General features: G+C 73.4%; 13 protein-coding genes. 6 read left to right on the forward strand and 7 right to left on the reverse strand.

Translation table 11 applies throughout. From position 1 onward, the window contains the following. Positions 1–39: 39 nt before the first annotated feature. Positions 40–945, reverse strand: coding sequence for an MBL fold metallo-hydrolase (locus tag RM780_RS05925; RefSeq protein WP_311629426.1), 906 nt, complete (start codon positions 943–945; stop codon positions 40–42). 168 nt (positions 946–1,113) lie between these two features. Here RM780_RS05925 and RM780_RS05930 point away from each other — a divergent pair, with 168 nt between their 5' ends. Continuing rightward, positions 1,114–1,716 carry a response regulator transcription factor gene (locus tag RM780_RS05930; RefSeq protein ID WP_311629427.1) on the forward strand — a complete coding sequence of 201 codons (603 nt, stop codon included), beginning with the start codon at positions 1,114–1,116 and terminating at the stop codon, positions 1,714–1,716. Positions 1,717–1,810: 94 nt separating this feature from the next. Then, the gene (locus tag RM780_RS05935) at positions 1,811–2,587 is read left to right on the forward strand and encodes an AfsR/SARP family transcriptional regulator (RefSeq protein WP_311629428.1); all 777 of its coding nucleotides are present in this window, start codon (positions 1,811–1,813) and stop codon (positions 2,585–2,587) included. Between the two features lie 3 nt (positions 2,588–2,590). On the opposite strand, the gene RM780_RS05940 is transcribed toward RM780_RS05935, so the two are convergent. Next, the gene (locus tag RM780_RS05940; RefSeq protein WP_311629429.1) at positions 2,591–3,613 is read right to left on the reverse strand and encodes a methyltransferase; all 1,023 of its coding nucleotides are present in this window, start codon (positions 3,611–3,613) and stop codon (positions 2,591–2,593) included. Then, entirely contained in the window at positions 3,610–5,235 is a 1,626-nt protein-coding gene (locus tag RM780_RS05945; protein ID WP_311629430.1) for an MFS transporter, read from the reverse strand. Before RM780_RS05945 ends, RM780_RS05940 begins: the two co-directional genes overlap by 4 nt. Before the next feature lie 153 nt (positions 5,236–5,388). On the opposite strand from RM780_RS05945, the gene RM780_RS05950 reads away from it, so the two are divergent. The 3 genes from RM780_RS05950 to RM780_RS05960 all read left to right on the forward strand — a co-directional run bounded on the left by RM780_RS05950 (position 5,389) and on the right by RM780_RS05960 (position 8,966). After that, on the forward strand, positions 5,389–6,366 hold the full coding sequence (locus tag RM780_RS05950; RefSeq protein ID WP_311629431.1) for a LysR family transcriptional regulator: 978 nt from the start codon (positions 5,389–5,391) through the stop codon (positions 6,364–6,366). A gap of 71 nt (positions 6,367–6,437) precedes the next feature. Then, the gene (locus RM780_RS05955) at positions 6,438–8,018 is read left to right on the forward strand and encodes a phytoene desaturase family protein (protein ID WP_311629432.1); all 1,581 of its coding nucleotides are present in this window, start codon (positions 6,438–6,440) and stop codon (positions 8,016–8,018) included. Positions 8,019–8,117: 99 nt separating this feature from the next. Continuing rightward, entirely contained in the window at positions 8,118–8,966 is an 849-nt protein-coding gene (locus RM780_RS05960) for a PIG-L family deacetylase (protein ID WP_311629433.1), read from the forward strand. Between the two features lie 75 nt (positions 8,967–9,041). Here RM780_RS05960 and RM780_RS05965 read toward each other — a convergent pair whose 3' ends face one another. From RM780_RS05965 to RM780_RS05980, 4 genes are all read right to left on the reverse strand, one after another. Then, positions 9,042–9,164, reverse strand: a complete 123-nt coding sequence (locus RM780_RS05965) for a hypothetical protein (protein WP_311629434.1) — start codon at positions 9,162–9,164, stop codon at positions 9,042–9,044. Then, positions 9,161–10,549: a protein kinase domain-containing protein gene (locus RM780_RS05970; RefSeq protein ID WP_394812893.1), complete on the reverse strand. Its 1,389-nt coding sequence runs from the start codon at positions 10,547–10,549 to the stop codon at positions 9,161–9,163. The genes RM780_RS05965 and RM780_RS05970 overlap by 4 nt, the downstream gene beginning before the upstream one ends. A 403-nt stretch (positions 10,550–10,952) precedes the next feature. Beyond that, positions 10,953–12,212 carry a glycerophosphodiester phosphodiesterase family protein gene (locus RM780_RS05975; RefSeq protein ID WP_311629436.1) on the reverse strand — a complete coding sequence of 420 codons (1,260 nt, stop codon included), beginning with the start codon at positions 12,210–12,212 and terminating at the stop codon, positions 10,953–10,955. A gap of 421 nt (positions 12,213–12,633) precedes the next feature. After that, complete coding sequence (locus RM780_RS05980) at positions 12,634–13,710, reverse strand: PP2C family protein-serine/threonine phosphatase (protein WP_311629437.1); 1,077 nt, start codon at positions 13,708–13,710, stop codon at positions 12,634–12,636. Positions 13,711–13,985: 275 nt separating this feature from the next. On the opposite strand from RM780_RS05980, the gene RM780_RS05985 reads away from it, so the two are divergent. Beyond that, positions 13,986–15,248 (forward strand): cation:proton antiporter, encoded by a 1,263-nt coding sequence (locus tag RM780_RS05985; RefSeq protein ID WP_311629438.1) that lies wholly within the window; start codon positions 13,986–13,988, stop codon positions 15,246–15,248. Positions 15,249–15,276: the final 28 nt, after the last annotated feature.

Genomic DNA, 15,276 nt, shown 5'->3' on the forward strand with positions numbered 1-15,276 from the left:
GGAGCGCCTCCCCGGCCCCGCCGCCCCGGCGGCGGGCGTTCAGGCCCGGCAGATCAGGGGACCGCCGTGGAACTCCTCCATCTCCCGGTGGAGCCTGACCATGTCCAGCGGGGCGCCGGGCGGGGCGCCCCGCTCCTCGGCATAGGCCCGGTGCAGGTTGGGCACCAGCCGCTCCGCGTCCAGCAGGGCGGCGAACTCGCCGAGGTCCGCGTCCCGGGCGACCTCCGAGGGCGTGAGGCCGGCGGCCAGTCCGGTGCGCGCCAGGTCCACGAGCCAGGTGAGGTAACGCTCGTTCAGCTCCAGCAACTCGGGCCCGGCCACCGGCCCGTGGCCGGGCACCACCGTGCGCGGGCGCAACTCGGCCAGGCGCCGCAGCGCGCGCAGGGTGCCGTGGGCCGAGCCCATCGGGCAGAAGGGCGTCACCCCCGACATGACCAGGTCGCCGGCGAACAGCACGGACTCCTCCGGCAGCCAGACGGCGGTGTCGCCCGTGGTGTGGGCGGGCCCGAAGTGCAGCAGCTCGACGCGGGTCCCGCCGACGTGGAGCCGCATCCCGTCGTGCGCGGTGACGGTGGGCGGCGCCACCGCGATGTCGCCCCAGCCGACCTCCGGCCACAGCTTGGTGAGCGCGAGACCGGCGGCGGCCATCTCGATTCGCGCGTTCTCGTGTGCCACGATCGCTGCCTCGGGGAAGAGGGAGTTGCCGAAGACGTGATCGCCGTGGAAGTGCGTGTTGACCAGCAGGCGCGGAGGCTCGGCGGTCACGCCGGCGACCAGCTCCCGCAGCCTGCGCGCCCTTCGCCCGGTCGCCGCGGTGTCCACCAGGAGCGACGCGGAACCCCGCACCAGGAGCCCGGCGTTGCTCAGACACCAGCTGCCGTCGGGCTGGAGGTGCGCGTGCACTCCATCGGCGATCTCCTCCAGATGCTGGGGCGGTGCGTCCATGCGGCCTCCTCCTGCGACGGGTCTCCTCGGGTGCCAACCGTTCCAGGCGGCGGTGGAGGACAGCTGGAGCCGCCGCCCGCTCACTCCGGCCATTGCTAGTACGCCATAAGTCGTAATATGTTCATGAACGGGACGCCATCGTGATCAGTGGCTAGGGGGGACGCCATCGTGATCAGTGTTCTTGTTGCCGGCGGGGCCATCCTCACCCGGGAGCTCATCGTCTTCGCGCTGGCCCGGGAGCCGGACATCGCCGTGGTGGGCGAGGTGGGCGGCGGCGAGGAGGCGCGCGACGCCGTGCGCCGCGTCCGCCCCGACGTGATGATCGTGGACGCCGCGGGGCCCCACGGCGGAATTCTGTCCTCCTCGTGGCTCGGCCAGGCCCTGGCCGACTGCCGCCTCCTGGTGATCGCCGACGCGGACCGCCTGGAGGCGCTGCGCGGGCCCGCCGGCGCCGGGGCGACGGGCCTGCTGCGGCGGAACGCCTCAATGTCCGACCTCTTCGCCGCGGTACGCCGGGCGGCCCGGGGAACGGCCTGCGCCGACCGGGGCCCCCACGCGGGGCACCAGGGCAGCGGCCTGGCCCTGCTCACCCCGCGCGAGGCCGAGGTCCTCCAGATCGCCTCCAAGGGGCACCCCGCCCCGCACATCGCGGCCGAGCTGGGCCTTTCGGTCGGCACGGTGCGCAACTACCTCACGGCGGTGATCACGAAGCTTAACGCGCGCAATCTCGTCGACGCCGTGCGCATTGCGTGGGAGAGTGGCTGGCGGTGATTGAGGCCGCAACAATATGCACTTTGCCGTATCTTTACACTCCCTATGAAGTTCTCACTGTGCAGCAGGGAATGTGCGTGGCATTGTTCCGGTTATGGATATTCGCCTCCTCGGAGCCGTGGACATACGTAAGAACGGAACCTCGGTGGTGCCATCCGCCCCCAAGCCGCGCCAGTTGCTGATACTTCTGGCCATGCGGCGCGGAAGACCGGTGGACATAGCCACCATCGTTGACGAACTCTGGGGCGACCGGGTTCCCAGAAGCGCGGCGTCGACCCTGCAGACCTACGTCATGCAATTACGGCACGCGATCTCCAGGACCCTGGCCGACGAACGGAAGGAGACGGCGAAGAGCCTTCTCGTCACGTGTCACGGCGCGTATATGCTCAACCCGGGAGACGGATTCTCGGACGTGGTCGAATTCGAGGATCTTCTCTCGTCGGGGAACAAGTACTTCGACTGCGGTGATTACTCCGCGGCGGCCCGCGACCTGGACCGGGCCCTGGACCTGTGGCGCGGCTCCCCCCTGATGGGCGTCCAGCACGGGGACAGCCTGGCCCTGGACGTCGTCGCCCTGGAGGAGGCGCGCCTCCAGGCGCTGGAGCGGCGGGGGACGGCCTACCTGCACCTGGGCCGCAACTCCCAGCTCATCCGGGAGCTGCGGCGCCTGGTGCGGGAACAGCCCATGCACGAGACGTTCAGTTTCCAGCTGATGGTGGCCCTGCACCGCAGCGGGAACACCTGGCGGGCCGTGGAGGAGTACTCCCGGCTGCGGCACACGCTGGCCGAGGAACTCGGCATCAACCCGTCGCCGAGGCTGCGCCGGCTGCACCAGGCGATCCTCTCGGACGGGCGGGTGCCGGTTCCCTGACCGTCACTTGATCCCGACGATCATGGAGTCAGGGCCGGTCAGGTGCTCGGCCCTGGTCTCCGTGAAGCCGGCCTCCCGCATCCACTCCCGGCAGTCGGCCGCCGTGTAGTTGACGCCCTCCTCGGTGGCCGTGAGCATGTTCAGGCTCATCAGCAGGCCCCCGACGTTGCGCGAGCGGTCGTCGTCGATCACCGCGTCGTAGCAGATCACCGCGCCGCCCTCGGGAAGTGCCCGGTGCGCCCGGCGCAGCAGCAGCCTCTTCTTCTCCAGATCCCAGTTGTGCAGGACGTGCCCGAAGGTATAAACGTCCGCCGGGGGCAGGTGATCCACGAAGAAGTCGCCGGCCGTGAATTCCAGCCGGTCCGACAGGCCGTTTTCCGCCACGTACGCGCGGAACACCTCGGCCGCCACCGGAAGATCGAGGCCGATTCCCCTCATGTGCGGGTTGGCGAGCAGGATTTGCACCGCGAGATCTCCCTGAGCCGTCCCCAGGTCCGCGACCGAGCCGTACGAGGACCACGGAAATCGCCGCGCGATCTCCACATTTGCCGCGTGGCTGACCCCGGTCATCGAGGTGAGGAACTTCCTCACCCGCTCCGAATCCGCGTACATCGCCTCGTAATTCGAGTGCTCCCGGTCGGCGTCCTCGCTCTGCCGCTTTCCCGTGCGCAGGGCCTCGGCAAGGTTGCCCCAGAACCCGTACAGTCGGTCGCCCGCCATTTCCAGAAGCGAACCACTGTGCACGAACGAGGGCTTGGCCCGGTCCAGGTACGCGTCGGCGTCCGGGGCGTTGCGGTACACCCCCTCCTGCCGCAGCAGGAAGCCCAGCGCCACCAGGGTGTCGAAGAAATCGCGGGCCCCGCGCGGGTGCAGCCCCAGGCGGTCGCGCAGCTCGTCGGCGCCGGCCGGACGGCGGGCCAGCTCGGTGAACACGTCCAGCTCCACGGCGGCCAGCAGGGCCATCGAGGGCTGGAAGCCCATGCCCACGTCCATGATGCGCTCGGGCGACGGCGGGTTCTCGGTCACGACATGCTCCTCGTCTTCTCGGGGGCCCCGTCCTGGGCGGGGGGCGCGGGCGGCGGGCCCGGGGGCGGCAGCACCTTCGGCAGCCAGCGCCAGGCCACGGCGGCCGCGAGCACCGCGATCGCGGCGGTCAGCAGCATCGCCACGCCCATCGCCGACAGGTAGGAGTCCGCGGCGTGCTCCACCACGGCGGCGGCGTCGCGGTCCAGGGCCAGCAGGCGGTCGGACACCCCGCCGGACCCGGCCTGCTCGTGAACCTCGGCCAGGGCCCGGTGGGTTCCGCCGATGGAGCCTGCCGCCTCGTCCTGGAGGTCCGCTGGAAAGCGGTCCCGCTCCGAGCCGAAGGAGCTGCGGTAGACGGCGCCCAGCACGCTGCCGGTCACCGCGATGCCCAGGGCCGTGCCCACCTGCCGCAGCGTCTGCGAGATCGCCTGGCCCGCGCCCGCCTTGGGCAGCGGCACCGCCGACATCAGCGCCCCCGTGGCCGGCGCCTGGATGCAGCCCCAGCCCAGCCCGTACAGCAGCAGCACGGCCAGGAGCGCGATCAGCGGGGTCTCCGCGCCGAACAGGCTGAAGCAGACGAAGGCCGCGGCCATGCCCAGGGCTCCGGCCGCGATCACCCCGCGGACGGTGAAGGCCGCGGTCAGCCGCGGCGCGAGGATCGCGGTGGCCAGCGAGCCCACGCCCATCGGGACCGTCAGCAGGCCCGCCTCCAGCGGGCTGTAGCCCAGCACCGACTGGAAGTAGAAGGTCAGCACGTAGATGGCGCCCATGAAGGCGAAGAAGGCGAGGCTGACCACGGCGGTGCCCGCCGAGAAGCGGGCGCTTTTGAACAGGCCCATGTCCAGCGACGGGGTCCGGCGCCGGCGTTCCACCGACACCAGCACGGCCGTCAGCGCCAGACCCGCGACGATCGAGCCCCAGACCTCCACGGAGGCCCACTCGTTGTCCTGGCCGCCGACGACGACGCCGTACACCAGCAGCCCGATGGCCGCGATCGACAACAGCACCGCCACCGGCTCGAAGCGGGCCTGGCGGCCGGGCTGCGACTCGGGCACGAAGACGAACGCCAGCACGATGCCCGCGAGCACCAGCGGGGCGTTGATCAGGAAGACCGACCCCCACCAGAACTCCACCAGCAGCAGCCCGCCGATCAGCGGGCCCGCGACGAGGCTGATGCCGCCCGTGGAGGCCCACATCGCGATGGCCCGGGGCCGCTCCGGCGGCGGGAACTCGCGCATGATGATCGCCAGGCTCGCGGTCGGGATCACCGCCGCCCCGACGCCCATCACCGCGCGCCAGGCGATGAGTTCGCCGATCGAGCCGGAGTAGCCGGCCAGGACCGAGGCCACGCCGAAGATCACCAGGCCCACGATCAGCGTGCGGCGCTGGCCGAACCGGTCGATGCACACGCCGGTGGTGAAGATGAGGGTGGCGAAGGTGATGGTGTAGGAGTCCAGCGCCCACTGGAGGCCGGCGTTGGAGGCGCCCAGCTCCCGCTGGGTCTCCTCCAGGGCCACGTTCAGGATGGTCACGTCCATGACCACGACCAGCGTGGCCAGCGCCAGAAGGATCATCAGGGCGCGGCGTCGTGGGGGGATCGGGGTGTTCGGAGGCGCGGTCATGCGGCCTTTCCGTTCGTCGGCTGACTCGGGCGGGGGCGAGGGTGGGGGAGGAGAAGGCTCCCGGGGGAAAGCCCCGCCTCCCCCACGTCCATCGCATCACCGTCGCGACGAGAAGGGAAAGACCAGTTGGGTGCGGTCCTATACTCTGAAGGTATGGACGTCGAGCTTCGCGAGCTGCGCTACTTCGTCGCGGTCGCCGAGGAGTTGAACTTCTCCCGCGCCGCCGAACGCATCGGCATGGCCCAGCCGCCGCTCTCACGAGCCATCAGCAAGCTGGAACACCGCCTCGGCGTCAGGCTACTGGACCGCGACACCCGCCGGGTATCCCTCACCCCGGCGGGGGAGACGCTGCTGGGCGCGGCCAACGGCCTGCTGGAGAGCATGGCCGCGGCGGTCCGCGACACGCGCCGCGCGGCACAGCCGGCCCCGGCCTTCACCGTCACGGCCAAGCCGGGCGTTGCCAACGGCCTGCTGCGACGCATCGTCAACGCCTTCGCCGCGCTGCCCGGTTCGCCCCCCGTGGACATCCTCGTCAGCCCCTACCGGCGCCAGGCCGAGCTGGTGCGGGACGGCCGCGCCGACCTGGCCCTGCTCAACTCCCCCTTCGACGCGCGGGGCCTGGAGACCGAGCTGCTGCTCTCCGAGGAGCGCGTGGCCGCGCTGTCGGCCGAACACCCCCTGGCCGGGCGGGCGTCGCTCTCCCGCGCCGACCTGGCCGGCGAGCCGATCGCCCGCTGGCCCGAGTCCACCCCCGCCGAGCGGCTGTACTGGGCGGGCGGCAGCGACGACCCCTTCCGTGCGGACGACGCCTTCCGCGCCGCGGACGTGGAGGTGCTGGGCCCGGAGGTCAGCGACTCGGCGGAGCTGCTGGACGTCATCGGCCTGGGCCAGGCCGTCGCCGTGGTGCCCGCGCACACCGCGCGGCAGTACCCGCGGCCCGACATCCGCTACGTGCCCGTTCCCGACGCGGCCCCCACGATCACGGCCATCGGCTGGCGTGCGGGACGCCGCGACCCGGTGCTGGGCGCCTTCCTGCGCGCGGCACGCCTCGTGGCGGCGGAGCCGGCCGAGCCGGTCGCCTCCGGCGGGCCCGCCTCCTCCGCCGAGCCGGCCGAGGCGGTCCTGGGCTGAGCCGCCGGCGCCCCCACCGGGCTCCAGCGGCTCTCCAGCGGTCCTCCAGCCCCCGGCCCTACCCTGCCCGCATGTCCAGGGAATACGACGTCGTGGTCATCGGTTCGGGGCACAACGCCCTGGTGGCAGCCGCCTATCTGGCCGTGGCGGGCAAGCGCGTGCTCGTGCTGGAGCGCAACGCCTACCCGGGAGGCGGCTCGGCCACCGCGGAGCTGACCGAGCCCGGCTTCCACAGCGAACGCCATGGGCTGATGCACGTGCTGATCCTCGCCAACCCGCTGATCACCCGCGACGAGCTGGGCCTGGTCTCCCGCTACGGCCTGGAGTACATCGACACCGACAAGCCGTACGCGGCCATCTTCGACGACGGCACCTGCCTCACGCTCTACCGGGACCGCGCCCGCAGCCGCGAGTCCATCGCCCGGTTCTCCAAGGCCGACGCCGAGGCGTACGAGGAGTTCGCGACCGTCGCCGGAGAGATCGTGGAGGCCGCAGCCGCGAGCTTCTTCGTCCCGCCGCCCAGCGTCCAGGACTACTTCGGCCGCGAACTGGCCACGCCCGCCGGCCTGCGCGCCTACCTGACCGGCAGCCGCAGCTTCAGCGACGTCCTGGACGAGTGGTTCGAGGGTGACCACCTGAAGATCGCGATCACTCGCCTGGCCTCGGAGATCGTGCTCACCCACCCCGACGACAAGAGCACCGGCTTCCTGCCGTACGCCGGCGTCGGCTTCCTGGAGCGCTACGGCGTGGCCCTGCCGCGCGGCGGCAGCGGCAGCCTCACGAACGCCCTGGTCCGCTGCATCCTCGACCACGGCGGCGAGCTGCGCACGCACTGCGAGGCCACCGAGGTGGTGCACGAGCAGGGCCGGGCCGTCGCGGTCCGCACCTCCGGCGGCGAGCTGATCGGCGCCAGGGACGCCGTCCTCGGCTCCCTCCACCCGCACCACCTGGGCCGTTTCGTGGACGGCCTCGATCCCGAACTCCTGCGCGCCGCACGCCAGGTGCAGCTTTCCCCGTTCACCGGCTTCGCCGTGCACGCGGCCCTGGAGGAGCCGATCCGCTACCGGGTCCCCGGGGTGGACATGTCCGTCCTCAACACGCTGACCGAGCCGAGCCTGGCCGCCATGTACGACGCCTACGACGACCTGCGCCGCGGCCGGCTTCCGCGGCTCCCGCTGCTGTGCGCGGGCTGCACCTCGGTCGAGGACCCCTCCCGGGCCCCGGCCGGCAAGGCCGTGCTGCACGTCTTCTGCCAGGTGCCCTACCGGCTGGCCGACGGCGGGCCGGAGCGCTGGAACGAGATCAAGGACGCCTACGCCGACCAGGTCCTGGCGCGGCTGGCCGAGTTCACCACCAACCTCTCGCCCTCGATCATCCGCTCCCGGCACGTCGTCACGCCCTTCGACCACGAGACCTCCTCGCCCAGCTTCGCCGGGGGCGACATCCTCGGCGCGGCGATGTACGGCTACCAGTCCGGCAGCCTCCGCCCCACCCCCCGGCTGAGCGACTACCGCGTCCCCGGAGTCGAACGGCTTTACCTGGCGGGCCCCTTCATGCACCCCGGCGGCGGCATCACCGGCGGCGGACGCGCCACGGCCATGACGGTCTTCCAGGACCTCGCCCTCGACCCATCGGTCTTCGGCACCTCTTAGTTCGGGACCCCGTCCGGGAATAGGCGGGGCGGCCGGGAGCGTTGGTCGGCGGGGGAGCGGCGCCGCGCCGGGGCCCTTTTCGAACACGAGGAGCACTTCATGAACGCCCTGCCGTTGACGCTCATGGCGGTCCACGCCCACCCCGACGACGAGGCCACCGGGACGGGCGGCGTCCTCGCTCGGTACGCCGCCGAGGGTGTGCGCACGGTCCTCGTGACCTGCACCGACGGCGGCTGCGGCGACGGGCCCGGCGGGGTCAAGCCGGGCGACCCCGGGCACGACGCGGCGGCCGTCGTCCGGATGCGGCGGCGGGAACTCGAAGCGAGCTGCGGGATCCTGAAGGTCAGTCACCTGGAGACGCTGGACTACGCCGACTCCGGGATGATGGGCTGGCCGGCCAACGACGCCCCGGGCTCCTTCTGGCGGACCCCCGTGGCGGAGGGCGCCGCCCGGCTGGCCGAACTCATGCGGCGCTACCGGCCCGACGTGGTGGTCACCTACGACGAGAACGGCTTCTACGGCCACCCCGACCACATCCAGGCCAACCGCATCACGATGGCCGCGCTGGAGATGACCGCGCTGGAGATGACCGCGCCGACGCCGAAGGTGTACTGGACGACGGCGCCGCGCTCGATGATGAAGAGGTTCGGGGACGTCATGCGGGAGTTCGGCCCCGAGGGGTACGAGCCGGACCCCGAGGAGGCCGCCGCCATCGCCGAGATCGGGCTCCCCGACGAGGAGGTCACCACCTGGGTGGACACCACCGCGTTCGGCGGCCAGAAGTTCGACGCGCTGGCCGCCCACGCCAGCCAGGGCGAGAACATCTTCTTCCTGAGGATGGGCCGGGAGAGGTTCACCGAGCTGATGGGCGTGGAGACCTTTGTCCGCGTCCGGGACACCACCGGCGCGGCCGTACCCGAGAACGACCTCTTCGCCGGCCTGCGCTGAGCCGCTCCCCCCGAGGCCCGTGGCCCCGGCGCGCCGTCCGGCGCCGGGGCCACGGGCGCAAACGCCCGTGCCCGGTCAGCCGAGGTGGGCGGCGCCGCGCCAGACCGTGACGTCCACGGTCACGTACGCGCTGGGCGAGTCGTCCGGCGCGTCGTCGACGACGGTCACCAGGGCGATGTCGCCGGTGGCGGTGGTCACGCAGATCTGCGAGCCGGGCGGCGCGGACTCCCGGTCGATGCTGTCGGTGTAGCGGGAGACCGAACGGCAGGTGTCGAGCGTTCCCTCCTCCTGCTGCTCCAGGAGGACCAGAGTGTTCCCGTCCTCGCCGGTCTGGAGCCGGTAGTCCCCGAACAGGCTGTCGTGGTAAAGGCCGAAGTCGCCCTCGTAGCCGGCGCCCAGCTCGGCGTCCTGCGGCGTCGGCGGGTCGTCGTAGAGGTGAATGACGTAGTCCCCGGGGATCTGGATGCCCGGGTAGTCCGCCGGCTCGGGGTCGGCGGGCGGCTCGGCGGTGGGCTCCTCCCGCGCCGGAGGGTTCTGGCCCCCGTCCTGGGTGGGCTCCAGGAGGCCGTCGGGCCCTGCGAGACGTCGTCGCCCGCGTTCTCGCCGCCGCCGTCCCCCTCGTCGCCGAGCCCCAGCAGCCGCCCGACGACGCCCAGCGCGATCAGCACCGCGACCACGGCGGCGACGGCCAGGGCGACGGTCCGTCCCCGCCGCTGCTGGCCGGGCGCCGGGTGCGCGGGGTGGGCCCCCGTCGCGTGGGCGGGGGCCGGGTGCGCCGGGTACGGGTGGCCCGGCGCCGGGCCGAAGCCGCCGGGGACGGGCGGCGCGGGCGGGGCTGCCACGGGGGCGGGCGGCGCGGGCTGGGTCGCCACGGCCGTGACCGTGGCGGTCTGGTTCTCGATCTCGGCCGTCACGGCGGGCGGCAGCCAACCAACGGCATCCGGCGGGACGTTGGGCCCCAGCGGGCGGCACGCCTCGATGACCTCGGTCGGCGAGGGACGTCCGGCGGGGTCCTTGGTCAGGCAGCGGGTGACCAGCTCCCGCAGCTCCTCCGGGACGCCCGACAGGTCCGGCTCCTCGTGAACGATGCGGTACAGCGCGGCCGGTGACGACCCGTCACCGAAGGGCGGCATGCCGGCGGTGATGAAGACCGCGATCTGGCCGAGGGCGAAGATGTCCACGGCGGGCGTGAGCGACTGGCCCACCGCCTGCTCCGGCGCCATGAACGCGGGCGTTCCGGCGGTGACGCCGCTGCGGGTCAGCGAGGTGGCGTCGGCGGCCCGGGCGATGCCGAAGTCGATCACCCGCGGGCCGTCGGCCGCCAGCAGGACGTTCGACGGCTTGAGGTCCCGGTGGATCACGCCCGCCCCGTGGATGACCTGAAGGGCCTCGGCGATCCCGGCCAGCGTCCGCGCCGCCGCCGGCACCGGGAGCGCGCCGTGCTCGCGGACCGCGGCGTGCAGGGAGGGCCCGGCCACGTACGCGGTGGCGAGCCAGGGCTGCGCGCCCTCGGTGTCGCTGTCGAGGACCGGAGCCGTGTACAGCCCCTCCCACCGGAGGGCGCGGACACGCCGCGCCCTCACGCCAGCCCGAACGGGTCGGCCAGGGTGTCGACGTGGGCGGCGAGCAGCGTCGCCGGCCGGTGGCCCTTGCCGGCGCACTGGCCGGCCGCCTCCAGCCCCGACGGTGCCGTGCGTCTGGGACCAGGCGGCGATGGCGCCGGCCAGGGCCACGGCCGCCGCGGGCCCGTCGTTCGGCAGGCCCCGTCCACTGCTCGACCCAGGCCGCCACCGCGGCGTCCTCCCGCAGCCACCGCGCACAACGCCGACGAGCGGGCCCACCGAGCCCAGCGGCCGTCCCCCGGCGAAGACGGGGAGGAACGGCCCCTGGACCGCTGGACCGCGCCTTCCTCACCGCGCGGCGCTGACCACCCACTCCCGGACACCGGACGCGCCCGCGGCGGGCGTTACCTCCGCGTCACCGCGGCTACCGCGGGGGCGCCAGGTAGGAGTGGACGTCCTCGATCTCGTGGCGCTCGTTGTAGTAGAGGACCGTGTCGCCCACGGTGTTGTTCAGGATCGCCGTGGAGTAGCCGTTGTGGTAGTCGGTGGGGCTGTTGGTGCCGGGGCCAAGGTGGACGCGGAGCAGGCTGCCGGGCGGGATGACGTAGCCCTCCCCGATGAACACCCGGACGTTGCCCGCCCCGTCGCGCAGGTAGTGGCCGCCGACGTCGAGCGGGCGGCGGGTGGTGTTGCGCAGCGCGATGTACTCCGAGCGCTCGGGCTGCATGTCGTCGCCCGAGGGGTTGGGCACGACGTGATCGACGACCACGCCGGCCGCCCGCGGCTCCGGGTTCCTGCCGTCGCGGACCCGGGCCGCCAGCTCGGGGACGTTGGTGACGAGGTGGTCGTAGCCCTGGTCGAGCGCCATGTCGAGCTGCTCCGGGCTGTCCACAGGGTCGCTGTAGGCGACCAGCCCGGCCTCGTGCGCCCGGTCCACATCGGTGGCCGAGGTCAGGCGGGGGTCGGCGAAGACGCCGACGGTCCACTCGGCCAGCGCGGCGAGCTCCGCGTCGGCCGGCATCGCGCCGCCGGTCAGGTAGGCGATCGGCACCTCGGGCAGCTCCCGCGCGAACTCCCGCAGCGCACCCTGGTCCCGCGAGTGCACCATGATCTTCCAGGCGCCGTCCCGGGTCCGGTCGTCGCCGTCGTAGCCGTACTCCTCCAGCAGCGCGGCCAGCCTGGTGGCCACGCCGGGGCTGTTGCCCGGCTCCTTCAGCTCCAGTGAGAGGCCCGCGCGCCCGCGGCTCAGCCGCAGCACCTCCTCCACGGTGGGCACCCGCTGCCCCGCGAACTCCGGCCGGTGCCACGAGCCGGCGTCCAGCCGCCGGATCTCCGCCAGCGTGAACTCCCCGACGTTCGCGGACGCCCGCTCCGGGAAGACCTCCTCGACGTCGGTGGTGCGCTCCAGCGTGTCGTCGTGCAGCAGGATCAACTCCCCGTCCGCCGTGAGCTGCACGTCGCCCTCCAGCACCTCCGCTCCCTGAGCGAGGGCCTCCCGGTACGCGGTGACGGTCTCCTCCGGCCCCTCCCGCGAGGCCCCCCGGTGCGCCACCACCGGCACGTCCCGCCCCTCACGCCCCACCCGCTCCTCCGCCCCCGGCACGGCGTTCCCCACCACCACGGTCACGACGGCCGACACCGCCGCCGCCACGGGAATCCCCCACCCACGCCTACGCACCCGCATGCCGAGGCTCCTCGCTCTCTCACCCGACAGATCCCGCGAGACCCTACGGACCACCGGCGTACACACGGCAAACAGGGGCCAACGGGCAGCGGACCGCTCACACCGAGACGCACCGCGGGGGCAGGCACAAAGCCCGGTGAGGCGCTTCGGGCGGGCGTTGGTTGGGAACGCGTCGAACACCTCGCTGACCCGGCGGGGGAGCATGACGGCGCCGCCCTGGCCGCGTCGTCCGGCGACGGCTCCCCGCCCCCTGTCCCTGTGCTCCTTCGGCGCCCGCCCGCGCGGCGAGGTGCGCGGAAGACGCACGCGCGACCAGCGCGAGGCTCGGCCGTCGGCCTCGGTGGGACGCTGGAGTCCGCTCTCCGGGGCGAGAAGACCGCTCGCTGGGCAGGGGTACGTGTCCCCTGACCGGGGGCGAACCTCACGGATTGTGCTGGGCGGCGGGCCGGGCCGGGCGGCGGACCAGGAGCATGGCCGCGTCGTCCTGGAGGGAGCCGTGCGTGTGGCGGAGCACGTCGGCCAGGAGGGCCGCCAGGGCGGCCTTGGGATCGGGGGCGCGCAGCAGCGCCGCGCGCCGCTGGAGTGGGTAGAACGCGCCGTGGCGGTCGCGGGCCTCGGTGATGCCGTCGGTGTAGAAGAAGAGCTGGGCGTCGGGGGGAAGGTCGAGGGGGTACGTCTCGGGCTTGTCGGCGCCATGCCCGGCCAGGCCGAGCGGCGGGGCGGGGTGGCCGGGGCCGGTGAACTCCGCGCTGCCGTCGGGGTGGCACAGCAGCGGGGGCGGGTGGCCGTAGCTGACGAGCGTGACGTGCCGGCCGTTGACCTCGGCCAGCAGGGCCGTGACGAAGCGCTCCTCGTAGCCCTCGCGCTCGACGGCGCGTTCGATGCGGGCGCCCACGGCGGTCAGAGCGGGCTCCTCGTTGGCGGCCTCGCGGAACGCCCCCAGCACCACCGCCGCGCTCTCCACGGCGCCCAGCCCCTTGCCCTGGACGTCCCCGACGATGAGGCGGATGCCGGCCGGACAGGTGATCACCTCGTACAGGTCGCCGCCGATGCGGGCCTCGGCCACCGCCGAGGTGTAGGAGACGGCCACCTGGAGGTCCCCGGTGTCGCGGGGTACCTGACGCAGGATGACGCGCTGGGCCACCTCCGCGACGGTGCGCACCCGGGCCAGCTCCTCCTCGCGGCGCCGCCGCATGGCGGTGGCCACCAGGGCCGCGGCCGTGACACCGGCGACGGAGGCCAGGGCGACCGTGCCGCGGCGGCTGCCGAGCAGGCCGTCGTAGGCCGCCAGGGCCGTGCAGGCCGCGAGTGCCAGGGCGCCGATCGCGGCCGTGCGACGCCAGCCGCCGACGAGCCCGGCGAACGCCGGGCCCAGGGATACCAGTCCCAGGAAGCCGACCTCGGGACCGGCCGTGATGTCCACCGCCGCCACGGCGGCGATGACGGCGTACGGCAGCAGGGACAGCACCAGACTGTCGGGCCGGTGCACCTCGACCACGCGAACCTCCGCCGGTGGGGAGCGCGACGACGCCGGGACCACTGGCCCGCGTCGCGCAGGGGTCGTTCCACGATGACACGAGCGGGCACCCCCTCGCACACCCCCGTACCGGACGTACATCCGTGCGGAGGCGGTCGCGGGTCAGCGGGCGGCGCACCCGCGGGCCCGGCGTACGCCCTTGAGCGGGGGGCCCCGGCCCCCGGGGTAGGGTGCCGGGGCGTCCGGCCCGCGGCGGCCGTACGCGTCCTGTCTGTGCCGAGTGGGGAGCCTTTCGCATGGTGCTGGTCGCGGTGTTCGGGGTCGGCCTGCTGATCGCCGTCCTGCTGTCCGGCCTCGCGGCGCGCTCGGTGCTGTCGACGACCTTGATCTTCCTGCTGGGCGGCGCCCTGGTCAGTGAGGGCTTCCTGGACTGGATCCACATCACGGCCGAGGACGACATCGTCGCGGTCACCGCCGACCTGGCCCTGTTCGCCGTGCTGTTCACCGACGGCATGCACGTGTCCTTCCCGGCTCTGCGCACGGGCTGGCGCAACCCCGTGCGGGCGCTGGCGCTGGGCATGCCGCTGGCGCTGGTCGGCATGGCCGTGCTCACCCACTTCCTGGTGGGGCTGGACTGGACGACCTCCTTTCTGGTCGGAGCGGTTCTCGCGCCCACGGACCCGGTCTTCGCCTCGGCCATCGTGGGCCGCAAGGAGGTGCCCGCGCGGCTGAGGCAGCTGCTGAACGTCGAGAGCGGGGTCAACGACGGCCTGGCGCTGCCCGTGGTGCTGCTGCTCATCGCCGCCGCCGGGCCCTCGGCGCACTCGGCCGAGGCCGATGTCGCCGTGATCGCCGCGGAGCTGGCCCTGGGGCTCGGCCTCGGCCTGTGCTTCCCGCTGGCCGTGCGAGCGCTGGCCGGGTTCCGGCTGCTGGGGGCCGAGCCCCGGCTGCAGCCGCTCCTGCCGCTGGCGGTCGGGGTGACCCTGTACGCGGTGTGTCACCTCACGCACGCCAACCCCTACCTGGCTGCCTTCTCGGCCGGCGCCGTGCTGGCTTCCGTCTCCCCCGAGGGCAAACGGGCGTTCGAGCCCCTGGGGGACGCCCTCGCCGAACTGGCGAAGTACGCCGCGCTGCTGGTCTTCGGGGCGCTGCTCACCCCGGGGCTGTTCGGCGACCTCTCCATGGGGGGATACGCCGCCGCCGTCCTGGCGATCCTGCTCATCCGCCCGGCCTCGATGCTGCTGTCGCTGGCCGGCACCGGCTTCGACCGGCGGGAGCGGCTGACGGCGGCGTGGTTCGGGCCCAAGGGCTTCGCGTCCGTGGTGTACGGGCTGCTGGTCCTCCAGGCCGGCATCCCCCAGGGGGAGGAGGCGTACACCCTCATCGCGGTGTGCATCGCCTTCTCCATCGTCGCCCACAGCAGCACCGACGTTCCCATCGCCCGCCGGTTCCACGTGGACGACCTGGTCGGCATCCCCGGTCCGCGGGACGCCGGGCCGGCGGACAGCGCGCCGGGAACGCCGCCGGCCCAGGCCCCCGGCCCGCCCCCGGCCGGCTGAGCCGGGGCGCCGCTGGGAGGCGGACCGC

Source organism: Streptomyces boetiae (assembly GCF_031845405.1).
Classification (GTDB): Bacteria; Actinomycetota; Actinomycetes; order Streptomycetales; family Streptomycetaceae; genus Streptomyces; species Streptomyces boetiae.

Coding starts and splice junctions, on each gene's coding strand:
- RM780_RS05925 (WP_311629426.1), bottom strand. CDS start 945: ATGGACGCACCGCCCCAGCATCTGGAGGAGATCGCCGATGGAGTGCAC.
- RM780_RS05935 (WP_311629428.1), top strand. CDS start 1,811: ATGGATATTCGCCTCCTCGGAGCCGTGGACATACGTAAGAACGGAACC.
- RM780_RS05945 (WP_311629430.1), bottom strand. CDS start 5,235: ATGACCGCGCCTCCGAACACCCCGATCCCCCCACGACGCCGCGCCCTG.
- RM780_RS05950 (WP_311629431.1), top strand. CDS start 5,389: ATGGACGTCGAGCTTCGCGAGCTGCGCTACTTCGTCGCGGTCGCCGAG.
- RM780_RS05955 (WP_311629432.1), top strand. CDS start 6,438: ATGTCCAGGGAATACGACGTCGTGGTCATCGGTTCGGGGCACAACGCC.
- RM780_RS05960 (WP_311629433.1), top strand. CDS start 8,118: ATGAACGCCCTGCCGTTGACGCTCATGGCGGTCCACGCCCACCCCGAC.
- RM780_RS05975 (WP_311629436.1), bottom strand. CDS start 12,212: ATGCGGGTGCGTAGGCGTGGGTGGGGGATTCCCGTGGCGGCGGCGGTG.
- RM780_RS05985 (WP_311629438.1), top strand. CDS start 13,986: ATGGTGCTGGTCGCGGTGTTCGGGGTCGGCCTGCTGATCGCCGTCCTG.